The organism is Amycolatopsis coloradensis (assembly GCF_001953865.1).
GTDB lineage: Bacteria > Actinomycetota > Actinomycetes > Mycobacteriales > Pseudonocardiaceae > Amycolatopsis > Amycolatopsis coloradensis.
Genome location: NZ_MQUQ01000014.1, coordinates 16,008 through 40,622, shown reverse-complemented (window position 1 = coordinate 40,622; position 24,615 = coordinate 16,008). Strand labels below are relative to the sequence as shown.

25 protein-coding genes and 1 pseudogene are annotated in these 24,615 nt (G+C 68.2%); 13 read left to right on the top strand and 13 right to left on the bottom strand.

Annotated elements, in window-relative coordinates; all coding sequences use genetic code 11:
• Window positions 1-18 precede the first annotated feature (18 nt).
• The gene (locus BS329_RS24065) at window positions 19-807 is read left to right on the top strand and encodes a crotonase/enoyl-CoA hydratase family protein (protein ID WP_076163523.1); all 789 of its coding nucleotides are present in this window, start codon (window positions 19-21) and stop codon (window positions 805-807) included.
• A 118-nt stretch (window positions 808-925) separates the two neighbouring features.
• Here BS329_RS24065 and BS329_RS24060 read toward each other — a convergent pair whose 3' ends face one another.
• Window positions 926-2,485, bottom strand: coding sequence for an acyl-CoA synthetase (locus BS329_RS24060; RefSeq protein ID WP_076163522.1), 1,560 nt, complete (start codon window positions 2,483-2,485; stop codon window positions 926-928).
• 98 nt (window positions 2,486-2,583) lie between these two features.
• Here BS329_RS24060 and BS329_RS24055 point away from each other — a divergent pair, with 98 nt between their 5' ends.
• From BS329_RS24055 to BS329_RS24045, 3 genes are read left to right on the top strand one after another with little or no spacing between them, the layout of a single operon-like run.
• Window positions 2,584-3,567, top strand: coding sequence for a Zn-ribbon domain-containing OB-fold protein (locus BS329_RS24055; protein WP_076163521.1), 984 nt, complete (start codon window positions 2,584-2,586; stop codon window positions 3,565-3,567).
• A 7-nt stretch (window positions 3,568-3,574) separates the two neighbouring features.
• Complete coding sequence (locus tag BS329_RS24050) at window positions 3,575-4,630, top strand: thiolase domain-containing protein (RefSeq protein ID WP_076163520.1); 1,056 nt, start codon at window positions 3,575-3,577, stop codon at window positions 4,628-4,630.
• Entirely contained in the window at window positions 4,627-5,787 is a 1,161-nt protein-coding gene (locus tag BS329_RS24045; protein ID WP_076163519.1) for a thiolase domain-containing protein, read from the top strand. Before BS329_RS24050 ends, BS329_RS24045 begins: the two co-directional genes overlap by 4 nt.
• Window positions 5,788-5,796: 9 nt before the next feature.
• Here BS329_RS24045 and BS329_RS24040 read toward each other — a convergent pair whose 3' ends face one another.
• The 3 genes and pseudogenes from BS329_RS24040 to BS329_RS24030 form a co-directional block, all read right to left on the bottom strand.
• Window positions 5,797-6,819 (bottom strand): YhjD/YihY/BrkB family envelope integrity protein, encoded by a 1,023-nt coding sequence (locus BS329_RS24040; protein ID WP_076163518.1) that lies wholly within the window; start codon window positions 6,817-6,819, stop codon window positions 5,797-5,799.
• A 48-nt stretch (window positions 6,820-6,867) separates the two neighbouring features.
• A pseudogene (locus BS329_RS24035) lies at window positions 6,868-7,545 on the bottom strand (transglutaminase-like domain-containing protein).
• Between the two features lie 25 nt (window positions 7,546-7,570).
• The gene (locus tag BS329_RS24030) at window positions 7,571-8,797 is read right to left on the bottom strand and encodes a cytochrome P450 (protein ID WP_076163517.1); all 1,227 of its coding nucleotides are present in this window, start codon (window positions 8,795-8,797) and stop codon (window positions 7,571-7,573) included.
• 244 nt (window positions 8,798-9,041) lie between these two features.
• Here BS329_RS24030 and BS329_RS24025 point away from each other — a divergent pair, with 244 nt between their 5' ends.
• Window positions 9,042-10,205: a steroid 3-ketoacyl-CoA thiolase gene (locus tag BS329_RS24025; protein ID WP_076163516.1), complete on the top strand. Its 1,164-nt coding sequence runs from the start codon at window positions 9,042-9,044 to the stop codon at window positions 10,203-10,205.
• Window positions 10,206-10,209: 4 nt separating this feature from the next.
• Here BS329_RS24025 and BS329_RS24020 read toward each other — a convergent pair whose 3' ends face one another.
• Both BS329_RS24020 and BS329_RS24015 read right to left on the bottom strand, forming a co-directional pair.
• Window positions 10,210-10,695, bottom strand: a complete 486-nt coding sequence (locus BS329_RS24020; protein WP_076163515.1) for a pyridoxamine 5'-phosphate oxidase family protein — start codon at window positions 10,693-10,695, stop codon at window positions 10,210-10,212.
• Between the two features lie 40 nt (window positions 10,696-10,735).
• A complete protein-coding gene (locus tag BS329_RS24015) occupies window positions 10,736-11,581 on the bottom strand; it encodes an SCO6745 family protein (protein ID WP_076163514.1) in 846 nt (281 codons plus the stop codon).
• Window positions 11,582-11,647: 66 nt separating this feature from the next.
• Here BS329_RS24015 and BS329_RS24010 point away from each other — a divergent pair, with 66 nt between their 5' ends.
• The gene (locus BS329_RS24010) at window positions 11,648-12,514 is read left to right on the top strand and encodes a GNAT family N-acetyltransferase (RefSeq protein WP_076163777.1); all 867 of its coding nucleotides are present in this window, start codon (window positions 11,648-11,650) and stop codon (window positions 12,512-12,514) included.
• A 114-nt stretch (window positions 12,515-12,628) separates the two neighbouring features.
• On the opposite strand, the gene BS329_RS24005 is transcribed toward BS329_RS24010, so the two are convergent.
• The 3 genes from BS329_RS24005 to BS329_RS23995 all read right to left on the bottom strand — a co-directional run bounded on the left by BS329_RS24005 (window position 12,629) and on the right by BS329_RS23995 (window position 15,840).
• Entirely contained in the window at window positions 12,629-13,561 is a 933-nt protein-coding gene (locus tag BS329_RS24005; protein WP_076163513.1) for a hypothetical protein, read from the bottom strand.
• Window positions 13,562-14,140: 579 nt separating this feature from the next.
• On the bottom strand, window positions 14,141-15,046 hold the full coding sequence (locus tag BS329_RS24000) for an SDR family oxidoreductase (protein WP_076163512.1): 906 nt from the start codon (window positions 15,044-15,046) through the stop codon (window positions 14,141-14,143).
• Window positions 15,043-15,840, bottom strand: coding sequence for an SDR family oxidoreductase (locus BS329_RS23995; RefSeq protein ID WP_076163511.1), 798 nt, complete (start codon window positions 15,838-15,840; stop codon window positions 15,043-15,045). The genes BS329_RS24000 and BS329_RS23995 overlap by 4 nt, the downstream gene beginning before the upstream one ends.
• 89 nt (window positions 15,841-15,929) lie before the next feature.
• On the opposite strand from BS329_RS23995, the gene BS329_RS23990 reads away from it, so the two are divergent.
• Genes BS329_RS23990 through BS329_RS23970 form a run of 5 tightly spaced genes read left to right on the top strand, consistent with a single transcriptional unit; the run spans window position 15,930 to window position 20,127 of the window.
• Complete coding sequence (locus BS329_RS23990; RefSeq protein WP_076163510.1) at window positions 15,930-16,679, top strand: enoyl-CoA hydratase family protein; 750 nt, start codon at window positions 15,930-15,932, stop codon at window positions 16,677-16,679.
• Window positions 16,679-17,539, top strand: coding sequence for a CoA transferase subunit A (locus BS329_RS23985; RefSeq protein ID WP_076163509.1), 861 nt, complete (start codon window positions 16,679-16,681; stop codon window positions 17,537-17,539). Before BS329_RS23990 ends, BS329_RS23985 begins: the two co-directional genes overlap by 1 nt.
• A complete protein-coding gene (locus tag BS329_RS23980) occupies window positions 17,536-18,261 on the top strand; it encodes a CoA-transferase subunit beta (RefSeq protein WP_076163508.1) in 726 nt (241 codons plus the stop codon). Before BS329_RS23985 ends, BS329_RS23980 begins: the two co-directional genes overlap by 4 nt.
• Window positions 18,258-19,304 (top strand): NAD(P)H-dependent flavin oxidoreductase, encoded by a 1,047-nt coding sequence (locus tag BS329_RS23975; RefSeq protein ID WP_076163507.1) that lies wholly within the window; start codon window positions 18,258-18,260, stop codon window positions 19,302-19,304. The genes BS329_RS23980 and BS329_RS23975 overlap by 4 nt, the downstream gene beginning before the upstream one ends.
• 31 nt (window positions 19,305-19,335) lie before the next feature.
• Window positions 19,336-20,127: an alpha/beta fold hydrolase gene (locus tag BS329_RS23970; protein WP_076163506.1), complete on the top strand. Its 792-nt coding sequence runs from the start codon at window positions 19,336-19,338 to the stop codon at window positions 20,125-20,127.
• 90 nt (window positions 20,128-20,217) lie between these two features.
• Here BS329_RS23970 and BS329_RS23965 read toward each other — a convergent pair whose 3' ends face one another.
• Window positions 20,218-20,694 carry a DUF2000 domain-containing protein gene (locus tag BS329_RS23965; RefSeq protein WP_076163505.1) on the bottom strand — a complete coding sequence of 159 codons (477 nt, stop codon included), beginning with the start codon at window positions 20,692-20,694 and terminating at the stop codon, window positions 20,218-20,220.
• A 103-nt stretch (window positions 20,695-20,797) separates the two neighbouring features.
• On the opposite strand from BS329_RS23965, the gene BS329_RS23960 reads away from it, so the two are divergent.
• Window positions 20,798-21,265 carry an Lrp/AsnC family transcriptional regulator gene (locus BS329_RS23960; RefSeq protein WP_076163504.1) on the top strand — a complete coding sequence of 156 codons (468 nt, stop codon included), beginning with the start codon at window positions 20,798-20,800 and terminating at the stop codon, window positions 21,263-21,265.
• 3 nt (window positions 21,266-21,268) lie between these two features.
• On the opposite strand, the gene BS329_RS23955 is transcribed toward BS329_RS23960, so the two are convergent.
• The 3 genes from BS329_RS23955 to BS329_RS23945 all read right to left on the bottom strand — a co-directional run bounded on the left by BS329_RS23955 (window position 21,269) and on the right by BS329_RS23945 (window position 23,787).
• On the bottom strand, window positions 21,269-21,826 hold the full coding sequence (locus BS329_RS23955; RefSeq protein WP_076163503.1) for a sugar O-acetyltransferase: 558 nt from the start codon (window positions 21,824-21,826) through the stop codon (window positions 21,269-21,271).
• A gap of 666 nt (window positions 21,827-22,492) precedes the next feature.
• Window positions 22,493-23,239, bottom strand: a complete 747-nt coding sequence (locus BS329_RS23950) for an anti-sigma factor family protein (protein ID WP_076163502.1) — start codon at window positions 23,237-23,239, stop codon at window positions 22,493-22,495.
• Window positions 23,236-23,787 (bottom strand): sigma-70 family RNA polymerase sigma factor, encoded by a 552-nt coding sequence (locus BS329_RS23945; RefSeq protein WP_076163501.1) that lies wholly within the window; start codon window positions 23,785-23,787, stop codon window positions 23,236-23,238. Before BS329_RS23945 ends, BS329_RS23950 begins: the two co-directional genes overlap by 4 nt.
• A 268-nt stretch (window positions 23,788-24,055) precedes the next feature.
• On the opposite strand from BS329_RS23945, the gene BS329_RS23940 reads away from it, so the two are divergent.
• A complete protein-coding gene (locus BS329_RS23940) occupies window positions 24,056-24,607 on the top strand; it encodes a hypothetical protein (protein WP_244197273.1) in 552 nt (183 codons plus the stop codon).
• Window positions 24,608-24,615: the final 8 nt, after the last annotated feature.

Genomic DNA, 24,615 nt, shown 5'->3' with positions numbered 1-24,615 from the left:
GCTCTTGGGGAGGTTCTGGTGGGCGAACCGCACGCACTGGTGGAAAAGATCGAAAACATCCTCGTGGTCACGATGAACCGGCCAGAGGCCCGCAACGCGCTCAGCGGCGAGATGCTCGGGATCATGGCCGAGGCGTGGAACCGGGTCGACGAGGACGACGACGTCCGGTGCTGCGTGCTCACCGGCGCGGGTGGCGCGTTCTGCGCGGGCGCGGATCTGAAGTCGATGTCGAAGAACTCGCCCAGCGACTCGTTCGAAAAAGGCACGTTCGACCCCAGCCGCATCGAGGGCCTGCTCAAGGGGCGGCGGCTGACGAAACCGTTGATCGCGGCCGTCGAAGGCCCGGCGATCGCGGGCGGGACGGAGATCTTGCAGGGCACGGACCTCCGTGTCGCGGGCGAGAGCGCGAGGTTCGGGGTGTCCGAGGCGCGATGGAGCCTGTTCCCGATGGGCGGTTCGGCCGTGCGGCTGCCCCGGCAGATCCCGTACACCGTCGCGGCCGACCTGCTGCTGACCGGACGGCATATCAAGGCGAGTGAGGCGTTGGAGATCGGCCTCATCGGGCACGTCGTCCCGGACGGGAAGGCGCTGGACAAGGCCCTGGAGCTGGCGAGCCTGGTCGCCGCGAACGGCCCTCTCGCGGTCCGCGCGATCCTCAAGACCATGCGCGACACCGAGGGCATGCACGAAGAGGCGGCCTTCAAGCTCGACGCCCAGTACGGCATCGAGGTCTTCGCCAGCGAAGACGCGAAGGAAGGCCCGCGCGCCTTCGCCGAGAAGCGCAAGCCCGTCTTCAAAGGCCGCTGACCCCCGCAACTCGCGTGATCGAACACGTATCTCACGTGATTGAGGCCGTGACTCGCGTGATTGAAGGCGCAACTCGTGTGATCACGCGAGTTGCGCCTTCAATCACGCGAGATACGGGTTACGGCACGCGGTGGCCCTCCCAGTAGGGGTCTCGGAGCTTGCGCTTGTAGAGCTTTCCGTTCGGGTCGCGCGGGAGTTCGGGCAAGTAGTCGACCGAACGCGGGAGTTTGAACTTCGCCAGGCGGGCGGCGGCGTACTCGAGGATCTCCGCGGTCAGGTCCCCGGAGGGCTCGACGCCGTCGGCGGGCTGGACGACGGCCTTGATCGACTCGCCCCAGTCCTCGTGCGGGACGCCGAACACCGCGACGTCGGCGATCTTCGGGTGCATCACCAGTTCGCCCTCGATCTCCGCCGGGTAGATGTTGACCCCGCCCGAGATGATCAGATCCGCCTTGCGGTCGTGCAGGAAGAGGTAGCCGTCCTCGTCAAGATGCCCGACGTCGCCGAGGGTGAACAGGTCCCCGACCCGCGCTTTGTCCGTCTTGGCCCGGTCCTTGTGGTACTCGAACTTCGAGTCGCCCATCTTCATGTACACCGTGCCGGTCTCGCCGGCGGGCAGTTCCGTGCCCTCGTCGTCGAGGATCTTGATCTTCGAACCCGGCCACGGCAGCCCCACCGAACCCGGTTTCTTCAGCCACTCCTCCCCCGAGATCGCCGTGCCGCCACCCTCGGTGGCCGCGTAGTACTCGGTGACGACCGGCCCCCACCAGTCGAGCATCCGCCGTTTGACCTCGAGCGGGCACGGCGCGGCGCCGTGGATCATCACGCGCAGGGAACTCAGGTCATAGGCCGCGCGGACGTCGTCCGGCAGCCCGAGCAGGCGGCGGAACTGCGTCGGGACCATATGGCTGTGCGTGACGCGGTGCCGGTCGATCAACCGCAGCATGTCCTCGGCGTCCCAGCGGTCCATCAGCACCGCCGTATGCCCCAGTTGCAGGGAAATCGCGACGAAGTTGAGCACCGCCGTGTGATAGAGCGGCGACCCGCACAGATGCACGTGCTCGTCGTGCGGCGCCAGCCCGAAGATCCCGAAGAACCACGTCGAGGCAGCGGGAACGTCGTCGGGATCCGCACCGCTCAGCGGCCGCCGGACCCCCTTGGGCCGTCCAGTGGTCCCCGACGTGTAGAGCATCGGCGAGCCCGCCGTACGCCGCTCCGGACGCCCGTCGCCCTCACCGGAACCGAGTTCCTCGATCCGGCGGAAGCCCGCGACGTCGCCCACCGCGAACCGGCCACGCTCCGGGATCCCCGCCTCGTCGGCGGCGGCGATCGCGACGTCGGCGAACCGCTCGTGCGCGAGGAACGCCTTGGCGCCGCTGTCGGCGAGGATGTAGGCGACCTCGGGGCCGACCAGATGCCAGTTGACCACCACGATGTACAAACCGGACTGGATGGCGGCGAAATAGGCCGCCACGAGTTCGTCGCCGTTGGGCTGGAGGACGACGACCACGTCCCCGGTCTCCAGCCCGAGGGCCTGCAAACCCCGGGCGTACGCGTTCGCCTTCGCGGCCAGATCGCCATATCCGTTCGAACGGCCGTCCGGATCGACGAGTGCGACCCGCTCCGGCTCCCGAGCGGCGATGTTCCAGACCCCAAGTGTCCCCGCAGCAGTCGACATACGCGCAAATCTAGAACGCGTTCCATTCAAGAGCAACCGCCAGCAAGGCCGAGAAGACCGATCTTGCCGGAATTTCGAGAACATGTTTCACTCAGGATGTGAGCGCACCCGAACTTCCGCTGTCGGCCCCGCTCAACGTGGGCTTCGACTACACCCGCTCGGTCGGCCCCGTGCTCGGCCGGTTCGTCAACGCCCTGCGCGAGCGCCGTGTCGAAGGCGTCCGCGGCAGCGACGGCCGCGTCCACGTGCCGCCGCTGGAATACGATCCCGTGACCGCCGAGGCGCTGTCCGAGTTCGTACCGGTCGCCGCCGAGGGCGAGGTCGTGTCCTGGTCCTGGATCGCCGAACCACTCGACGGCCAGCCGCTGTCCCGGCCGTTCGCCTGGGCGCTGATCCGGCTCGACGGCGCCGACACGTCGATCCTGCACGCCGTCGACGCGGGCACGCCGGGAGGAGTCCACACCGGACAGCGCGTACGGATCCGCTGGGCGGACGAGACGGTCGGTCACATCAGGGACATCGCCTATTTCGTCCCCGCTGACGGGCCCGACACCGAACCCACCGAGGCGCCTCCCCCGATCGCGAAACGCGAGGACGGCGTGCCCGTCAGCGTGGTGATCACGCCGATCCACCTGCGTTACGAACATTCCGCGTCCCCGGAGGAGAGCCGGTACCTGCGCGGACTCGCCGAGGGGAAGCTGATCGGCCAGCGCTGCCCCTCCTGCGACAAGGTCTACCTCCCGCCACGCGGCGCCTGCCCGACCGACGGCGTCCCGACCACCGACGAGGTGGAACTGCCCGACACCGGCATCGTCACCACGTTCTGCATCGTGAACGTGCCGTTCCTCGGGCAGAAGATCAAACCGCCGTACGTGGCGGCGTACATCCTGCTCGACGGCGCGGACATCGCGTTCCTGCACCTGGTGCTCGGCTGCGACGCCGCCGACGTCCGGATGGGCATGCGGGTGCGCGCCGCCTGGAAACCGCGGGACGAGTGGTGGACGTCGCTGGAGAACATCGGCCATTTCGAACCGACCGGCGAACCCGACGCGCCGTACGAATCCTTCGCCCACCATCTGTGAGGACGCCGTGCCAGATGTAGCAGTAGTGGGCTTCGCGCAGGCCCCCAACGTCCGCAGCACCCCCGGCACCACCAATGGCGTGGAAATGCTGGTGCCGATCTTCGCCGAGGTCTTCGCGAAGACGGGTCTGTCCAAAGAGGACATCGAGTTCTGGTGTTCTGGCTCCTCGGACTACCTCGCCGGCCGCGCCTTCTCGTTCATCGCGGCCGTCGACGCCATCGGGGCCTTCCCGCCGATCCACGAGTCGCACGTCGAGATGGACGCCGCCTGGGCGTTGTACGAGGCGTGGCTCAAGATCCGGATGGGCGAGGTCGAAACGGCACTCGTCTACGGCTTCGGCAAGTCGTCGGCCGGGCAGTTGCGGCGGGTGCTGGCGCTGCAGATGGACCCGTACGTCGTCGCGCCGCTGTGGCCGGACTCGGTGAGCGTCGCCGGGATCCAGGCCCGGCTCGGACTCGAAGCGGGGTTGTGGTCGGAAAAGAACCTCGCCGAGGTCGCCGCGCGCAGCCGCGCCGACGCCGCCTCGAACCCCGCCGCCCAGTTCTCCGGAACGGTCGAGGTCGCCGACCTCCTCGACGCCCCGTACTTCGCGGATCCCTTGCGCGCCCATGACATCGCCCCGGTCACCGACGGCGCCGCCGTTCTCGTGCTCGCCTCGGCGGAGCGGGCGGCGGACCTCGTCGACAGCCCCGCGATGATCACCGGGATCGAGCATCGGGTCGACTCCCCCTCGCTCGGCGTGCGGGACCTCACCCGGTCACCGTCCACGGCGGCCGCCGGCCGGGCGCTCGACCTCGACGGTGTCGAACTCGCCGAACTGCACGCGCCGTTCACCCACCAGGAACTGATCCTGCGCGACGCGCTGGGACTGGACGAGCGGGTGCGGATCAATCCCTCCGGCGGGGTGCTGACCGGCAACCCGATGTTCTCCGCGGGGCTGGCTCGGATCGGCGAGGCGGCGAGCCACATCCTCGACGGCAGCGCGCGCAAGACCCTCGCCCACGCGACCAGCGGTCCCGTCCTCCAGCAGAACCTGGTCGCGACCTTGGAGGTCCTCTCGTGAAGCACCTCGCGGCCGTACTGGGAACCGGCCAGACCCACCACAAGGCCAAGCGCACCGACGTGTCCATGCCCGGACTGCTCCGGGAGGCCATCGACAGGGCGATGCTCGACGCTCGAACCGGCTGGGACGACATCGACGCCGTCGTCCTCGGCAAGGCGCCGGACCTGTTCGAGGGCGTCATGATGCCCGAACTGTTCCTCGCCGACGCGCTCGGCGCGACCGGGAAACCCTTGCTGCGCGTGCACACCGCGGGTTCGGTCGGCGGCTCGACCGCGCTCGTGGCGGCGTCGCTGGTGCAGGCGGGTGTGCACAAGCGGGTGCTCACCGTGGCCTTCGAGAAGCAGTCCGAGTCGAACGCGATGTGGGGCTTGTCGATCCTGCCGCCGTTCCAGATGCCGGTGGGCGCCGGTGCGGGTGGCTATTTCGCGCCGCATGTGCGCTCGTACATCCGGCGGTCCGGCGCGCCGGACCACATCGGGGCGATCGTGGCGGCCAAAGACCGGCGCAACGGTGCCCTGAATCCCTTCGCGCACTTGCGACAGGCCGACATCACGGTGGAAACCGTGCAGGCGTCGCAGATGCTGTGGGACCCGATCCGCTACGACGAGACGTGCCCGTCGTCGGACGGCGCCTGCGCGATGGTGATCGGTGACGAGGCCGCGGGCGACGCCGTTCCCGGTGGTGCGGCGTGGATCCACGCGACCGCGATGCGCACCGAACCGACCACGTTCGCCGGACGCGACCAGGTCAACCCGCGGGCCGGCCGCGACGCCGCCGCCGCGTTGTGGCGTGACGCGGGCATCACCGATCCACTGTCCGAAGTGGACACCGCGGAGATCTACGTGCCGTTCTCGTGGTTCGAGCCGATGTGGCTGGAGAACCTGGGGTTCACCGAGGAGGGCCAGGGCTGGAAGCTCACCGAGGCGGGTGAGACCGCGCTCGGCGGGCGGCTGCCGGTCAACCCGTCGGGCGGGGTGCTGTCGTCCAACCCGATCGGCGCGTCCGGGATGCTCCGGTTCTCCGAAGCGGCCAAGCAGGTGATGGGCCGGGCGGGGGACTACCAGGTCGACGGCGCGCGGGTCGCGCTCGGGCACGCGTACGGCGGCGGCTCGCAGTTCTTCTCGATGTGGGTGGTGGGCTCGGCCAAGCCGAGCTGACGGCACGTGTCAGGGGCGTCGGCGCGGGCGCAGGCGTTGCGCGGCGAGGGTGGCGACCACACCGGTCACCGCACCCACCAGCATCGGCTTGAGACCGTGCCGATCGGGCTGCGCCACCACGGGCCGGACCACCACGGGCGGCGGCGGCCGGACCGGGTCCGGCGGTGCGTCCCGCGCGGTCGCCGTCCACGCGGTGACGAAAACCAGCATCCTGGCCACCAGTGAGATGAAGAAGATCAGGCCGATGATCGAGCCGAACGCGACCCCGGTCGGCGAATCACCGATCAACCGCAGGTAGATCCCACCGGCCTGCTTCAGCAGTTCGAAGCCCAGCGCCAGCGCGACCGCGCCGCGCACCGCGCTGCGGACGCCGACCGGTTTCCGCGGCAGCCGGGTGAGCACCCAGAGGAACACGAGCCAGTTGGCCAGCAGTGCCAAGGGAATCGAGATCGCCGACAGCACGTTGTGCCCCCAGGCGGTGTCGTCCACCCCGGCCAGTCCCAGCAGGTACCGGCCGAGGGCGGACCCGGAAATGGTGATGGCGAAGGAGACCAGCAGGGCGCTCGCGAGCCCGAGCAGCGCCAGCAGGTCGGCGGCGATCGTGCGCAGCAGCGGGAGATCCGACCGGTTCTGGCCCCACAGCGCGGTGAGCGCGTCCCGCAGCGAGTTCATCCAGTTCCAGCCGGAGTACAAGCCGATCACCAGACCGATGAGCCCGACGCTGGTGCGCTGCTCCACGAACCCGGTGAGCAGGTCCCCCGCCTTGTCACCGAGACCGCCGGGCAGCGTGCCGGTCAACGCGTTCAGCATCGATTCGATGAGCTGCGGCTGGCTCGCCAGCACGAAACCCGCGACCGACACCGCGACCATGAGAATGGGCACCAGCGAGAACAGGCTGAAGTAGGTGATCGACGCGACGTAGTGGTAACCGCCGTACTCGACATAGCGGTTCACCGCCCGCGCCACATGGTCCAGCCAGCGGTAGCGGGCACGCAGCCGCTTCCATTTCGTCGGTGCTTGCTTCTCCCTCACCCGCCAATGTCTACCTCAGCGAGGTCACGGCTCGGGGGCAACACGCGATCAGGCGAGCGCGATCAGATCCGAGCCGTCGTCCTCCGGCAGCGACGGGCCCACGGTCGCCAGCACGGTGTCGCCGAGAAAGTCCAGCTCACAGCGGAAGGCGGAGTCGGCGGCGTCGCGTCCGGCCGCGATCCGGCTCAGGCTCTGCCTCGGTGCGAGGCCGGTGGCGTCGAACACACACCAGTGGCCGTCGATCGCGGCCTCGAACACGGCATGGAAGTCCATTGGGGACAGTCTCGGCGCGTAGACCGCGGCGAAGCGGGCGGGGATGTCGATCACGCGGCACAGTGAGATGCAGACGTGCGTGAAGTCGCGGCACACGCCTTCCCGGCGAGATAGGTGTCGACGGCGTCGTCGGTCGGCGAACCGGAACCGACCACAGAGGACAGGTGCTCCCCCACGTGCCGGACGATCGCCTCGGCCTGGGTCCGCGCGCCGGGCAGGTGACCGAACCCCGGCAGCGTGAGCCCGCCCATCCGGTCCGAGGGGCAGTACCTGCTCGGCCGGGTGTACCGGATGAGGTCGTCCATGGTGACGGGCCTCGGCCCGGTACCGCACGACGTGTTCGCCGAGCGGCAGGGCGAGGACCTGCGCCCGGGTCCTGTGTTCGAACGCGGCGGGGCCGGGTCTGGTGACCCGGAAGGACATTTCGACGTCGACCCGCACGTGGGGACCCATGGCGCCCTACGGCGTTCGCGACGGATCAGCCGTAGCGCACCTGGTAGTGCTTGATCCCGTTGAGCCAGCTCGACCGCAACCGGTCCGGCTCGGAGACCTCGCTGATGTCCGGCATGACGTCGGCGATGGCGTTGAAGATCAGGTCGATCTCCAGCCGGGCGAGGTTGGCACCGATGCAGTAATGCGAGCCCGTGCCGCCGAAACCGACGTGCGGGTTGTCCTCGCGGAGGATGTCGAACTTCTCCGGCTGGTCGAAGTGGTCCGGGTCGAAGTTCGCGGAGCTGTAGAACATCCCGACCCGGTCACCCTTGCGGATCAGCTGCCCGCCGAGTTCGGTGTCGCGGGTCGCGGTGCGCTGGAAGGCGACCACCGGGGTGGCCCAGCGGACGATCTCTTCCGGCGCGGTCTTCGGCCGCTCCTTCTTGTAGAGCTCCCACTGGTCCGGGTGATCGAGGAACGCCTTCATGCCATGGGTGATCGCGTTGCGCGTCGTCTCGTTGCCCGCGACGGCGAGCAAGATGACGAAGAAGCCGAACTCGTCCGAAGCCAGCGATTCACCGTCGACGTCGGCCTGGATGAGCTTCGTGACGATGTCGTCCATCGGGCACTTGCGGCGTTCCTCGGCCATGTTCCAGGCATAGCCGACGATCTCCGCGGACGCGGCGAGCGGCTCGACCTCGTACTCGGGGTCGTCGTAGGAGACCATCTGGTTGGACCAGTCGAAGAGCTTCATCCGGTCTTCCTGCGGGATGCCGATCAGTTCGGCGATGGCCTGCAAGGGAAGTTCGCACGCGACGTCGACGACGAAGTCACCGGAGCCCTTTTTCTTGGCCTCGCCGACGATCTTCTCCGCGCGGTCGCGCAGGGTGTCCTCGAGTTTCGCGATCGACCTCGGCGTGAAGCCCTTCGACACGATGCGCCGCAGCTTGGTGTGCTGCGGGGCGTCCATGTTGAGCAGGACCAGGCGGTTCGCTTCGAGACTGTCGTCGGTCATGTTCTCGTCGAAGCGGATGATCGCGGTCTTCTCCCGTGAGGAGAACAGCTCGCTGTCCCTCGACACCGCCTTGACGTCCTCGAGCCGGCTGACGACCCAGTAGCCGTCATCGCGGAAACCCGCGGTGTTGTGCGGCTGCGGGTTCCACCAGACCGGTGCCGTACGGCGGAGTTCAGCGAACTCCGCCAGAGGCAGTCTGGTGGCGTACAGATCCGGATCGGTGAAATCGAAACCGGCGGGGATCAGCGGAGCGGCCACGGGCTACCTCCTACGCGGTTCGCCAATGAAACACGTTCTAGAGCCGATTGAAGCATACGGCGTTTACCAAGTGAAGAGTTTTTAGTGAAACCTGTTAACTCGATCCCGGAAGATTATGGAAGCCCAGCGAGAAGCAGGAACGGTGACCAGTGATCAAAACCCGGTCAACCCTGGGGTGACTTGCTCAAATTAAGAACGTGTTCTACTTTTTCGGTAGTGAACGGTGTTTCCCCAGGAGGCGAACGTGGGTAATCCGGTGATCGTCGAGGCGGTCCGCACCCCTGTCGGCAAGCGCAGGGGCCGGCTGGCGGGACTGCACGCCGCCGAGATCCTCGGCGCGGCGCAGCGCGCCCTGCTCGAACGCGCGGGATTGGATCCCGCGCTGGTCGAGCAGGCGATCGGCGGTGCCGTGACCCAGGCTGGCGAGCAGGCGGGCAACGTCACGCGGACGGCGTGGCTGCACGCCGGACTCCCCGAGACCACCGGCGCGACCACCATCGACGCCCAATGCGGCTCGGCGCAGCAGGCGACCCACCTGATCGCCGGGCTCATCGCGGCCGGCGCGATCGACGCCGGAGTCTCGTGCGGCGTCGAGGCGATGAGCCGGGTACCGCTGGGCGCGAACCGCGGCGAAGGCATCGGCACGCCCCGGCCGGAGTCCTGGTCGATCGACATGCCGAACCAGTACGGCGCGGCCGAGCGGATCGCGGAACGCCGCGGGATCACCCGACCCGACGTCGACCGGTTCGGGACCGCGTCGCAGGCCAAGGCCGCCGCCGCGTGGGCGGCCGGGCACTTCGACCGCGAGGTCGTCGCGGTGAAGGCACCCGTCCTCGGCGAGGACGGCACGCCGACCGGCGAGACGCGGCTGGTGACCCGCGACCAGGGCCTGCGCGAGACGACCGTCGAAGGCCTCGCCAAGCTCAAGCCCGTCCTCGATGGCGGCGTGCACACGGCGGGGACGTCGTCGCAGATCTCCGACGGCGCGGCCGCGCTGCTCCTGATGGACTCCGGCCGGGCCAAGGCACTGGGCCTCGAACCGCGGGCACGGATCGTCTCGCAGGCATTGGTCGGCGCGGAACCGTACTACCACCTCGACGGTCCCGTGCGGGCGACCGAACGGGTCCTGGCCAAAGCGGGCATGGCGATCGGCGACCTCGACCTCTTCGAAGTCAACGAGGCCTTCGCTTCGGTTGTGTTGTCGTGGCAACGGGTGCACCAGCCCGACGAGGACAAGGTCAACGTGAACGGTGGCGCGATCGCGCTCGGACATCCCGTCGGCAGTACCGGCGCGCGGCTGCTGACCACGGCACTGCACGAACTGGAACGCCGCGACGCCGGTACCGCTCTCGTGACGATGTGCGCCGGGGGCGCGCTTTCCACCGGCACCATCATCGAGCGGATCTAACGACCTAGTCCAGCGCGACCTCCACCACCGGACCGTTGTCCGGCCTCGCGAGCCGTTTGCTCCCCTGGCCCTCCTTCCAGACCTCGACCATCAGGGAATTGCCTTCGACCCAGGTCAGCACCACCTCGGTCAGGTCGAGGCGGAACACATGGGCCGGTTCGTCGTCGCCCTGGAGGCGGGCGACCTCCGCCGGATCGGTGATCTCGACGGCTTTACCCGCCACCTTCGCGTCCGCGCCGCCCTCGTCGATCGCCGAGGCGGCGTGGATCGCGAACCTGCCGTCACGTCGCAGGTCTTCCGCCTTCACCGCGTTGATCATCGAACCGATCAGCAGGTCCTGTTCACGGAAATCGACCTCACTGCCACTGACCCGGGGCGAGCCGTCCCGCCGGACCGTCGCCAGCACATGCGACTTCTCGGCGGTGAACCGCTCTTTGATCTTCCCCGCCAGCACGGGTGCCTCTTCACTGAACCGCTGCCACGTCGCCATGGGGAACAGCGTCCCACCGCGGTCCGACAGTTTCGAGCGGTCAGGGCCGCGGCGCCCCCATCGGATTCGGCAGCGGGATCGCGCCGTCGTCGAAGATCCGGCGGCTCAACGGGACGGCGATCCGCTCGATCTCGGCGGCACCACCGGTACCGAGTGCTTCGAGAGGGCCGGTGGCGAGGCGGTCGGTCTCGTCCTCGATCCGTTGGCGCAGCGCGATTCCCGCCTCGGTGAGCCGCAGTTCGCCGTCGAGGACGCCCCTGCCGGTCAGGCGCCCGACGCTCTCGTCCCAGTCGTCGTCGGACCAGCCGCGGTTGATCTGGATGACCTCACGAGTGATCGCGCCGGTACCGATGTGCGTCAGCGTGGTGTCGAGACCGCGCAGCCCGGCGGCGACCGCGGAGAGCACGTGACCGTCCCCGCGATGCTCACGCAACACCGTCGCCGCCAGCCAGACCCGGGCGGCCGCACTCGCGGGACGGGCGACCGAAGACCAGGCGGCGGCGAGTGGCCTTGCCGCGAAATCGCAGCCGATGACGGCCTGTTCGAGCAGGTCGGCCAGCTCTTCGAACGGCGCGTCGGCGGGCAGGATCCGGCCAAGCGCGGCCTCGACGGCGTCCATCCGACTCCGCAGCACGACCGCCGGTTCGGCGTATTCCCAGGCATCGGGCAGGGATCGCGCGACCATTCGCGGGGCGAAACCGAAGAGCATCGCGGTCACCGGTGGCTCCGGCACCGGCCCGAGCGGCGCGACCCGGCCGGCGAAATAGCCCATCCACCAGCCCGGCAAGCCCGCCGCCTTCGCCGCGGCCGCCGTTTCCGGGGCGAAGTAGACGACGGCGTGCAGCGGCTCGACCGCTTCCCAGAGACGGCGCTGAAGTGACTTCACGCCTCCATTCTGGCCGTACCGAAAACCGGATGCGAACGCCACGCGTGGGGGTGTGTGATCACGGGTATGGCGATCATCGTGGAGAAGCCGGGAGTCGACGGACTGATCGAGGCCGTGGACGCGCTCCGAGAGTGGCAGGGTGAAGGCTCGCCGTGGCAGCTGCATCCCGGGGACCTGGGCTGGTTCTGGCGGTTCGGCGCGGAAACGGCGGCCGCGGCGATCCGGATCTGGCGCCGGGACGGCCGGATTCTCGCCGTCGGACTGCAGGACGGCGCCGATCTGCTGCGCCTGACGACCGCGCCGGACGCTCGGCAGGACGAAAAACTGGCGCGGCGACTGGTCGAGGACGTGATCGAGCCGGAGCGAGGAGTGCTTCCGCCGGGGAAGGTGGCCATCGAGGCACCGAAAGACGCGCTGATCCGAGACTTGCTCCCCGCACGAGGCTGGCGCGCCGGCGAGCCGTGGACACCGCTGCACCGCGACCTCACCGAGCCGGTGAAGGCCCCGGAGCTGCGGATCGAGGTGATCGGGCCGGAGCAGGCGGCAGTGCGGGCCGAGGTCCAGCGAGCGGCGTTCGACGGGTCGAAGTTCTCGGCGGAGCGCTGGCAGGCGATGGCTTCGGGCGTGCCGTACGCCGACGCACGGTGTCTCGTCGCCTACGACGACCACGACAACGCCGTGGCGACCGTGACGGTGTGGTCGGCCGGACCGGGGAAGCCCGGGGTGATCGAACCGATGGGTGTGCACCGGGACCACCGCGGACACGGCTACGGCCGGAAGATCACCGCCGCGGCGGCGGTCGCGCTCCAGAAACTCGGCGCGTCGAGCGCGGTCGTGGCCACGCCGAGCTCCCATGTCGCCGCCGTCGCTACTTATGAATCGGGCGGTTTCCAGCGGCTTCCCGAGGTCCGGGACCTGGCCCGGGACGCCTGACGCACTGATCCGGTGCCGCGTCGATGTTTCGAATCTCCACGCAGGCATCCTGTTCGGTATTGCGCGGGCACGATCGGGGTACAGCGGCAGGCCTGGCCTTGGTCGAATGCGGGACTAGTCGATGTTGTTCATCGTTTCACTGACATCGACGCGCGACAAGAGAGCCGCAGCTTGAAACAAGGATTGCTTGGATCTCTTGAACAATCCCCCCAATCTCTCCATATCTATTTCCCCGGTTGGCAACCTCTCCTTTTCCGAGATGGCGTCAAGAGTGTAATCCAATGCGAACAAGACCTCACGCATCACGAGATGCCCATACATCACCGGTGAATAGTAATTGGCCTCATCCGGAGTCTCCGGCGCTCTCGCCTCGTCCGCGATGGCCATCCACACAGACGGGTCCAAGATCAACATCTCGGCCAGCTTCTGCACCGACCCGGCGATACGAGTCAGCTTGAGCACGACACTCTTCGGCTCATATCGATCGGACTCAAGATCACTGTCCACTTCTTCGTACCAGGCGACAAGGTCCACGATGAGATTGACGGACAAGACGATCCGTTCCCGGCCGGTCATGTCGCCGTGCCGCGCGAGAATGACATCCGCCTCCTCATACTCACCGGCAGCCATTCCGGCCGCGTACTCCGCTATCACCGCTTCCCGCTTCAGTTCCGCGATCCGCGCAGACTTTATCGGATTCTCACTGGATCGCTTCTGGGCACCCTTCTTTCCGATCCCGAGACTGCGACCGATTTCCTCCCAGATAATTCCACGAGTTCGAGCCTCGGCGATAAGTTCACCGGTCACCTGCTTGAGAACATCTTCGAGACTGCGGGCGCAGGCCAGATAAATCAGAACTGGATCGACGACTTGTCCTGCTTTTGCGACTACACGGCCGTCATCCTCTTTCTTGACGATACCGGTTGTCGTCCTTACCAATTGCCCGATAGCGCGCCTCACCTCGAACAGCGCGATATCGGCCGCAACGGGCCACGCCTCGGAATCACACGGCACGCCAGGCCACGGGCTCTGCTCTTGGGCACTCACCCCTTGACATTACCGCCGCTGGAAGATACGAGGGCGAGGTCCACCGATCGTGGACCTCGTTCTCTGGACTGATCGCCAGCCGCGGTGCTGCTATGGAACCGAGCGGAGGATGTCCCCTCGGCGGAGTGGTGAATCGAAGGCGAGAAACAATGGCGGAGTCAGTGTCGACGGGCGAAGCCCCGCAGCTTCACCAACGAGCGGGTGATGATGGTGCCGTCTCATCGGCGCCCCCACCCGGCGGGTTCTTCGGCTGGGTCGTGGCTGATGACGATCGGACTCGTCGGGTCTTGCAACTTCTTCGTCCGCTGCTTCTCGCGACATTCGCGGTGCTCGTGACAACTATCGTCGCGATGCTTCACTCGCCAGGAATCGCGATCGGCTTACTGGGGGCCCTCGGTGGGCCGGCCGGAGCGCTCGCCGTGGCTCGGCGACGCCTCGGCAAGAGCACACGTCGCCGGAAGCGATCTTGAGTAGTACGTCCCGTGTGGCGCCTGCTTGCGGTCATGCCGCTCGCCGAACCACACCGATCGCCATAAACCGACAAAGAGAGGATCAGCTGGAGTCCGAATCAAGACACTCCTATGCGCCGTAGACAGGTTCGGGTGCAGGAGCATCGGCCAGCAACTCGGCGACGACGGGGCCGAGTTCGGCCGGTGCCCACCGGGATCCCTTGTCCCGCACCGTCCCGTGCCGCCAGCCCTGCGCGATCGAGACGCGTCCGCCGTCGACCTCGAACACCCGCCCGGTCACCCCGGACGACTCCTCGCTGCCGAGCCACACCACCAGTGGTGACACGTTTTCCGGTGCCATGGCGTCGAAACCGTCCTCCGGCGCGGCCATGTCGTCGGCGAACGCCTCTTCGGTCATCCGGGTGCGGGCGGCCGGGGCGATCGCGTTCACGGTGACGCCGTAGCGCCCGAATTCGGTGGCCGCGACCAGGGTGAGGCCCAGGATCCCGGACTTCGCCGCCGCGTAGTTCCCCTGTCCGACGCTGCCGAGCAAACCCGCGCCGGAACTGGTGTTGATCACCCGCGCGGTCCTCGTCCGGCCCGCCTTCGCCTCCGTCCGCCAGTACTCGGCGGCGTGCCGTGTCGGCGCGAAATGCCCCTTGAGATGGACTCGGATGACCGCGTCCCATTCGTCCTCGCCGAGGTTGACCAGCATCCGGTCGCGCAGGAAACCGGCGTTGTTGACCAGGACGTCCAGCCCGCCGAAGGTTTCGACGGCGGTCCGCACCAGCGCGGCGGCGCCGTCCCAGGACGCGATGTCGTCGGTGTTCGCGACCGCCTTGCCGCCGAGCGCCTCGATCTCGTCGACGACGTCCTGGGCAGGCCCCGCCGATCCGCCGCTGCCGTCGATCCCGGCGCCGAGGTCGTTCACCACCACCCGAGCGCCCTCGGCGGCGAACGCGAGCGCGTGCGCCCGTCCGATGCCACGACCGGCTCCGGTCACCACCACGATCCGGCCGTCGGCGATCCCGCTCACACCGGCTCCTTTCGTTCTTTTGCCACGGAAGTGGATGCGGCGAGGAAGGCAGGGACCTCTCCCCCGCCGTGCACGGTCAGGCAGGCACCGCTGACATAGGAAGCCAGCGGGGAAGCCAAAAACACCGCGCAGCAACCGATTTCGTCCGGCTCGGCCAACCGTCCCAACGGGACTGTCGCGCCCACCGCGGCGACTCCGGCCTCGTCGCCGTAATGCAGATGCGTGTGCTCCGTCTCGACCATGCCGACGTCGAGCGCGTTGACCCGCACCTTGGGCGCCCACTCCACGGCGAGCGTCGCGGTCAGATTGTCCAAACCCGCTTTCGCCGCACCATAGGACGCCGTTCCCGGCGACGGTCTCGTCGCGCTGACGCTGCTGATGTTCACGATGGCGCCGCCGTGCTCCTGGCGCTGCATGATCGCGTTCGCCGCGCGGGCGACGGTCAGCGGGGCCAGTAGGTTCAGCCCGATCACCTTCTCGTGGAACCGCGGCGAAGCGTTCGCCGCGTCGGCGAACGGCGCGCCGCCCGCGTTGTTGACCACGACGTCGAGCCCGCCGTGCCGCCGGAGGATCTCCTCGAAAAGCGCGTCGACCTCACTTTCGTCGCGGACGTCGCAGGAGATGAACGTCGACGCCTTGTCTTCGGCGCGGACCGGCCGCTCGGGTTCGGTTCGCGCGCAGGTGACGACTTCGGCACCGGCCCGCAGAAAAGTCCTGGTGACACCGGCGCCGACGCCGCGTACCCCGCCGGTCACCAGCACCACGGCGCCGTCGAGCCGGAGTTCGAGTGCCATGCCGGGCCTCCTTCACATCGCTGTACCCGGGCCGGGCGCCCTGCTAACTTACCAAGCAAGTGCTAGGTTTGGTAGCAGGAGGGTGCACGATGAGCGTTTCCACCCATTCACCGGAGCCGGGCATCGCCGTGGTCACGGTCGACGCGCCCCCGGTGAACGCGCTGAACGTGAAGGGCTGGTTCGCCCTCGCCTCCGCGATCACCGACGCCGGGCGCGATCGGGCGACCCACGTCGTGGTGCTGCGCGCGGAAGGCCGCGGGTTCAACGCGGGCGTCGACATCAAGGAGATCCAGCGAGATCCGGGGTACGGCGCGCTGATCGGCGCGAACGAGGGCTGCGCGGCGGCGTTTTCCGCCGTGTACGACTGCGCGGTCCCGGTGATCGCCTCGGTGCAGGGTTTCTGTCTTGGCGGCGGCGTCGGCCTGGTCGGTAACGCGGACGTCGTGGTCGCCGGCGAGGACGCGACCTTCGGGCTCCCCGAGGTCGATCGCGGCGCGCTGGGCGCGGCGACGCATCTCGCGCGGCTGGTCCCCCAGCACCTGATGCGGGCGTTGTACTACACGGCTTCGACGATCACCGCGGCCCAGTTGCACCACCACGGTTCGGTCTACGCCGTGGTCTCGCGGGAAGAACTCGACGAGACCGCGCTCGCCCTGGCGAGGCAGATCGCGGCGAAGGACACCCGTGTGATCCGCGCGGCGAAACAGGCCATCAACGGTATCGACGTCCAGCCCGTGCACCGCAGCTATCGCTTCGAGCAGGGATTCACCTTCGAACTCAACCTGGCGGGCGTCTCCGACGGCGCACGTCAGGAATTCTTGGATGGTAAGGGGAAGTGATGGCCGACAAGCGGATGACGCCGGACGAGATCGCCGGCGAACTCGAGGACGGCATGACGATCGGGATCGGCGGCTGGGGCTCCCGGCGCAAGCCCATGGCGCTGGTGCGTGCGATCCTGCGCTCTCCGGTCAAGGATCTCACCTTGGTCTCGTACGGCGGCCCGGACGTCGGGCTGCTGGCCTCGGCGGGCAAGATCGGGCACCTCGTCTTCGGCTTCGTCACGCTGGACACGATCCCCTACGACCCGTGGTTCTCCCGGGCGCGGGAATCCGGGGCGATCACCGTCACCGAGTACGACGAAGGTGTTTTCGGCACCGGTCTTTCCGCTGCCGCGCAACGACTTCCGTTCCTGCCGACCCGTGCGGGCCTCGGTTCGGGCGTCATGGACCTGAACCCGTCGTTGCGCACCGTCCGCTCTCCGTACGCCGACGCCGAAGAACTGCTGGCCGTGCCCGCGCTCGAACTCGACGTCGCGTTCGTCCACCTCAACCGTGCCGACGCCCGGGGGAACGCGCAGTACCTCGGACCGGACCCGTACTTCGACGAACTGTTCGCGCTCGCCGCCGGCAAGTGTTACGTGTCCACGGAAAAGATCGTGAAGACGGCCGAACTCGGCGAAGCGGGACCGGTGCAAAGCCTGCTGCTGAACCGGATGCTCGTCACCGGGGTCGCCGAAACGCCGAACGGCGCGCATTTCACCACCGCCGTCCCGGACTACGGACGTGACGAACGCTTCCAGCGTCACTATGCCGAAGCGGCCAAGGATCTCGACGCGTGGCCCGGTTTCGTGGATCGGTTCCTGTCGGGGGACGAAGCCCACTACCAGAAGGCCGTCGCCGAATTCGGGGAGTCCGCATGAGTGACGCGACACGCGCCGAGGTCGCCGTCGTGGCCTGCGCCGAACTGTTCCGCGGCGACGGCGAGATCGTGGTGAGCCCCATGGGTTTCATCCCGTCGCTGGGTGCCAGGCTCGCCAGGTTGACCTTCGAGCCGGACATCCTGCTGTCCGACGGCGAGGCGTACCTGATGACCCCCGAAGCCGTCGTCGAAGGCTGGCAACCGTTCCGCAAGGTCCTCGACACCGTGGTACCACGTGGAAAACGGCATGTCGTGATGGGCGCCAACCAGATCGACGGCGAGGGCAACCAGAACATCTCGGCGATCGGCGAGCATTCCCAGCCGAAGAAGCAACTCCTCGGCGTGCGCGGCGGACCGGGCAACACGGCCAACCACCGCACGAGCTACTGGGTACCACGGCACAGCAAGCGGGTCTTCGTCGACCAGGTCGACGTCGTGTCCGGTGTCGGTTACGCCAGGGCGCACGAGGCCGGGCTGCGCTACCACGACGTCCACCGCGTCGTCACGAATCTCGGCGTCCTCGATTTCGGCGGCGAGGACCACGCGCCGAGGCTGGTTTCCGTGCATCCGGGGGTTTCCGTGGACGAGGTCGTCGAGGCGACGTCGTTCCCGCTGATCACCGGCGACGTCGCGGAGTCCCGGCTGCCGACCGCGTCCGAACTGCTGCTGATCCGGACCAGTCTCGATCCGAAATCCCAGCGGGACAAGGAAGTCCCGTCGTGAAGACCGCGCTGACCGAACTGGCCGGGATCCGGCACCCGGTGGTGCAGACCGGGATGGGCTGGGTCGCCGGGCCGCGGCTGGTGTCCGCGACGGCGGAAGCCGGTGGTCTCGGCATCCTCGCGTCCGCGACGATGAGCTACGACGAGCTGGCGGCGGCGGTCAAGGAGGTCAAGAGCCGCACGTCGCGACCGTTCGGCGTCAACCTCCGCGCGGACGCCGAAGACGCCACGCGCCGGGTCGAGCTGCTCATCAGCGAGGAAGTCCGGGTCGCTTCCTTCGCGCTCGCGCCGAAGAAGGACATGATCGCGCGGCTGAAGGACAACGGCGTCCTCGTCGTCCCGTCGGTCGGCGCCGCGCGGCACGCGGAGAAGGTCGCGGGCTGGGGCGCGGACGCCGTCATCATGCAGGGCGGCGAAGGCGGCGGGCACACCGGCGGGGTCGCGACGACCCTGCTGCTGCCCTCGGTCCTGGACGCCGTCGACATCCCGGTGGTCGCGGCGGGTGGCTTCTTCGACGGCCGGGGGCTGGCGGCCGCTCTCGCGTACGGGGCCGCCGGGGTCGCCATGGGCACCCGGTTCCTGCTCACGCGGGAGAGCACCGTTCCCGACGAGATCAAGCAGGACTACCTCGCCCGTGACCTCAACGGCACCGTCGTCACCCGGAAGGTGGACGGGATGCCGCATCGCGTGCTCCGCACGGAACTGGTCGACGCGCTCGAGTCCGCCGGTCCGGTGAGCGGGCTCACCCGGGCCACCCGCAACGCCGCGAAGTTCCGGAGGCTGACCGGACTGTCGTGGCGCTCGCTGGCCACCGAAGGACTGCGCATGAAACGCGGCGGCGACCGGACGTGGTCCCAGGTCCTGATGGCCGCCAACACGCCGATGTTGCTGCGCGCCGGACTCGTCGAGGGCGACCGGAGCGCCGGGGTGCTGGCGTCCGGGCAGGTCGTCGGCCTGCTGGACGACCTGCCAGGAGTCGGCGAGCTGATCGAGACGATCGTGGCCGACGCCACCGGCATCCTGCGGGGGCTGGCCTCCGGATGAGGGGACGGACGCGCTGTGCTTGACTTCGGCCATGATCTCGGAGAGTCGTTGTCCGGTCGAGGACGGTGAGCTGTACGTCCGCAGCACCGGCGAAGGGCCGCTTCTGCTCCTGATCGCCGGCGGGCTGGGTTCGGCCGACACCTTCCGGGCGATGACGAAGCTGCTCGCCGACGACCACACCGTCGTCAGCTACGACCGGCGCGGCCACTTCCGCAGCACCGACACCAGCACCGGCCCGGTCAGCGTGCCGAAGCAGGCCGACGACGCCTACGCCGTCCTTCAGCACGTCGGCGGCGGGCCCGCGCGGGTGTTCGGGACCAGCGCGGGCGCCCTGATCGGCCTCGACCTCGTCGCCCGCCACCCGGACGCGGCGAGTGTGCTGGTCGCCCACGAACCGCCGGCCGTCCAGCTGCTCCCGGACGCGCTCGGCTGGCTCGACGAGGCCAACGCGCAGGTCCGGCTCGCGCAGGCGGGCGACCTGATGGGGGCGTTCAAACGGTTCACCGACGGGATCGCCGGTGCCGCGCTGCCCGAACTGCGCGCGATCCGGCTGCCGAACGAGGAGGACTGGAAGCGGTTGTTCGGCCGCGAGCTGGCCGAAATCCTCGACTACCTTCCCGATCTGCGGGCGTTGCGGAAGGCGAGGACCGAGATCTTCCCGGTCGCGGGCGTCGGCAGCCGAGGGCATTACCACTACCACCCCGCGAAGATCCTCGCGCTGGAACTGGGCCTGCCGTTCACCGAGATGCCGGGGGCTCATCTGGCGCCGCAACGGAATCCGGTCCAGTTCACCGAAGCACTCCGAGACCTCCTCGAGTCGTGAGACCGGCCGGGCCGGACCCCTTGCCTGCGCTAGGCGCCAGGAACTCAAGGGGACCCCTTCCGGTACTTCAGGCGTCGTGAGCACCCCCACTCAAGCCATCAGCGGAAGCTTCCCGACCAGTTTGTCGATCCGGTTCCGCGGTCCGACGATGCCGACGGCGCAGTAGTCCATCTCCTCGGTCGAGAACTCCTTCATCGTCGCGAGGAAGTCGGCGTAGACCCGGATCTGCTGGGCGACCGCGGGCATGTCGGCGACATGGCAGCCGGGCGAGGCCGCGGCCTTGGCGCGGATGGCCCGCAGCTTCTCGGCGTCGGCCGAGAGGATCGAGCATCCGGTCCACGGCAGGCCCGTGTACCGCTCGCCGTCGGCGTCGAACGCGTCATCACCAAGGAGGCCGCTCACCCCGGTCGCGGTGGCCACGGCGGTGCACACGGCCGCGTTGACCGCGCGCCCCGGCGGCAGGTCGCTGTTGACCACGATGACCCATTTCAGCCTGGCCGATCGGGTGGACGCGGTGGGATCGATCTCCTCGGGGGTGAACCCGACGGCCGTATCGTGCTCGGACATACAGCTGGTCTCCTGCTCACATCAACGGATGAACAAGGTCAAGCTAAGTCCGCATACGGGTACAGTCCATCGAGTTCGTACTTAATACGGCGGGAGGCTCGACATGGCGCATCTGGACGAACTTGATCAGGCGATCCTGGCCCAATTGCAGTCGGACGCACGGAAGACCAACCGTGAAGTCGCCGCCGCGGTGGGCGTTTCGCCGACCACGGCCCTCGACCGCACCCGCGGCCTGCGCGAGCGTGGCGTGATCCGCGGCGCGCTGCTGGACGTGGACCTGCCGTCGATCGGCCGCGGGGTACAGGCGCTCATCGCGATCCGGGTGCGCCCACCGTCGCGGCGGAACATCGAGAACTTCCGGAACTTCGTCAGCGCGCTGCCCGACATCGCCGGTCTCTACGTGACCACCGGGACCGAGGACTTCATCCTGCACGTGGCCGTTCCCGACAACGAGAGCCTCTACGCCTTCGTGATCGACAAGCTGACCGAACGGCCGGAGGTGGCCGACGTGCGGACCTCGATGGTCTTCGAGCACGTCCGGCGCACGCGGATCACTCCGGTGACCGGATAGGTCTCAAAGCTCCCGGATGACGCGGGCCGGATTGCCCGCGGCGAACACCTTCGACGGCAGGTCCCGGGTGACGACACTGCCCGCGCCCACCACGACGTCGTCCCCGATGGTCACCCCGGCACACACGATGACGCCGCCGCCGAACCAGACGTTGTTCCCGATGGTGATCGGCGCGGCCGATTCCCAGCGCTGCCGCCGCAGTTCGTGGTCCTCCATCGGATGCAGCGCGGTGAGCAGCTGGCAGCGCGGGCCGATCGAGCAGTCCGAGCCGATCTTGATCGGGGCGCAGTCGAGCAGGATGGCGTCGTAGTTGAGGAAGCTGTTGGCGCCGATCTCGATCAGATAGCCGTAGTCGCACTGGAACCGCGGCATGATCCAGGAACCCTCACCGAGTTTTCCCAGCAGTGCACGAAGAACCGCGTCCCGCTCACCGGTCTCCTCGGCGCCCGTGCCGTTGAACCGGTCGACGAGCCCCTGTGCGCGTTCGCGGTCCGCGACCAGTTCGGGGTCGTTGTCCCGGTACAGCTCGCCTCGCAGCATGCGGTCCTTCTGCTCACCCATGCCGCCAAACGTACCGGAAAGAGCCCTGCCGGCGGGCCGCCCTCTCGGGAAGCCGCCGGCAGGGCGGATAAACGCTTGCGGAGCGTTCTTCGGTTGTGTCGATCGCTTTCCGAGTAGGGCCGGCCCGGCGGGTGGGTGAGGTGTAGGGGGGACCCGCCGGGCCGGAGTATTTCCTCCTGTTCGCCGGTTCTCGCTTCCGTTGAACCGCCTCGGCTGTCGGAGTGAGCCGAGGACGACTACGACCCGATTGTTTTCGGGGAATTACCGTTCCGAGCCAGACGTCACCGTTCTCGCAGGTGGTACCGGCGCCCAGCAGGCTGTCGCTGCCCGAATCCGCTTTCGTGAAAAGGTTCCCGACGCGTTCTCACCCGGTTCCGGCTTGTCGACGTTCGGCCGCACCTTGGTGCCGCGGTCGTGGTGGACACCACCAGTCCACCGACCGCGATCGACAGGCCGTGCCACGACTTGCTCACCTCATTCGTTTCCGGGCACCGGGAACCACCAGTCGTACGCAGGCATGAGCGACGCATTCGCCGCATTCGGGGCCGCCGAATTCGCGGCGAACCTTCTGTTCGCCCGCCGGGGGAGATCCGGCTAATGAGAGATACGGTTCCGGTCGGAAGCCGGTTCAAAACGCGACCCCGACGTTATCTTTCCGTTATAGAACTACCGGCGCACGATGGCCAGTACGGTGCCGTCCCGCTTATGGACCTCGAAGCGTTCGATGTCGGCCTTCTGCAATGCCGTCGAACCGGTGATGACGAGGGGATCCGGGGAACCGGGAACGCCGTATCCCTTGGACGGCACGCTCCAGTTGTTGACGACGTAGGCCTCTCCGCCGTGGGAGTAGGCGAAAAGCTGGCAGGTCATCGGGCCGGTGAGGCCGCGCAGTTCGAGTTCGACCGCGCTGCCCCACTCCTTCTCCTGGACCGTGACCTCGGCGGCGACCGCGTTGCCCGCCTCGGACCAGCCGAACGGGGCGGCGCCGCCGTCCGGGCCGGGTTCCCTGGACGGCGACGACGGCACCACCGACGTGATGACGGTGGGCGCGGCCTGCGTGATGACCGGTTCACGATCGGTGAGCGAAAGAACGGTGAGCGGTCCGCCGACGACGAGCACGAGCACGGCGGCAGCGACCGCGAGCCGGATGACCTTGCGCCGGCGGCCTGCCTTGGCGGCGTCGGCGAGCAGCATCCGCAGCACCCGCGGCCCCGGCCCCTTCACGGGCGGGTCCGGCCAGCTCTTCTTGACCATGTCCAGGATGTCGGGCAGGTGGTACATCTCCACCAGTTCGACCTGGCATTCGGGACACTCCAGCAGATGCGCCTCGAACCTGGCGTGATCCTCCTCGCCGAGGACACCGAGGACGTAGGCGGCGATATCCGTGTGCGGCGCTCCGGACACCTCGCTCACCCCCGCTCCTGCAACGCCCTGCGCAGCGCACGCACGGCATGGTGGATCCGCGATTTCACCGTACCCGGCGGAACCCCGAGCGTCGCCGCGACCTCGTTCACGGTGCGGTCACGCAGGTAGGTCTGCTGGACGGCTTCACGTTGTTCCGGGGAAAGATCGCGCAGGGCCTCGTAAACGATCATGGCCGCGAGCGTCTTCTCCGATTCGTCCGGCACTCCGATCGAATCCGACTCGAGTTCCTCCACCTCTTGAGGGCGGGCGCTCCGGCTCCGCCAGCCGTCGATGACGATGCGCCTGGCGACGGTGAAAAGCCAGGCACGCAGCATTTCCGGCTGCCGGTCGAGCTTGCCGGCGTTGCGCCACGCCTTGATGAGCGTCTCCTGGACCACGTCCTCGGCCCACTGGCGATCGTGTCCGGTCAGTTTCAGCACGAACGCCATCAGGCTCGACCCGAACTCCTGGTACAACGCCCTGATGAGGTCGTCATGCCCGTTCGACACGGGTTCATGATCGACTATTGGCCGCAGTATCCGAGAGTGGCGTCCCACGCGGCACATCTTTGTGCGCTCAGGGGCGATAAGTCCAGTGCCAAAACCGTTCCGTCCCCGGTTCCGGCGCCCGGGAAAGTTTTTTGAACCGTTTCCGCTTCGTGACCGTATCCCCTACCGAAGACCCCCGACCCGGCGCTGTCCCCCGCACCGCCGAATCCACTGTGGCGCATGAACATCCACAGTGGACTTGAACCTGCCCGCACACCGTCGCCCCGCGGCGATGGCGTTCTCCTCTGGCCCCGACAGGAGGATTTCCGTGAACCCCGTGTCACGCTCGGTCATACCTCTGACCCTCGCCTTGGCCGCGGTCGCGTCGACCGCGGCCTGCACCACCGGTACCGCGGGACCGAACGGCTCTCCGGGCGCGGCCTCCACCGCCGGTACCGGGCAGATCCCGGGAATGCCCGACCCCGCGGCCGAACCCGCCCCCGGTGTCACGGCGGCGATCCTGTTCGACCTCGGACCGATCGTCACCGACACAGGAGGTTTCACGCTTTACCGCTACGACAAGGACACGGTGAATCCGCCGAAGTCGAATTGCACCGAAACCTGCTCGAGGACCTGGATTCCCGCCAAGGCCGACGGCGACCTCGTGGTCACCGGGATCGACCGCGCCCTGGTCGGCACCGTGACCAGGGACGACGGTACGGACCAGGTCACGCTCGCGGGCTGGCCGCTGTACCGCAACGCGAAGGACGCGATGCCCGGCAACACCGGCGGGCAGGGCGTCGACGACGCGTGGTTCCCGGTCAAGCCGGACGGCACGAAAGTGCTGCTCACCGCGGACACCTGGCAGGCCGATGACCTCGGCCTCTGACCCCCCGG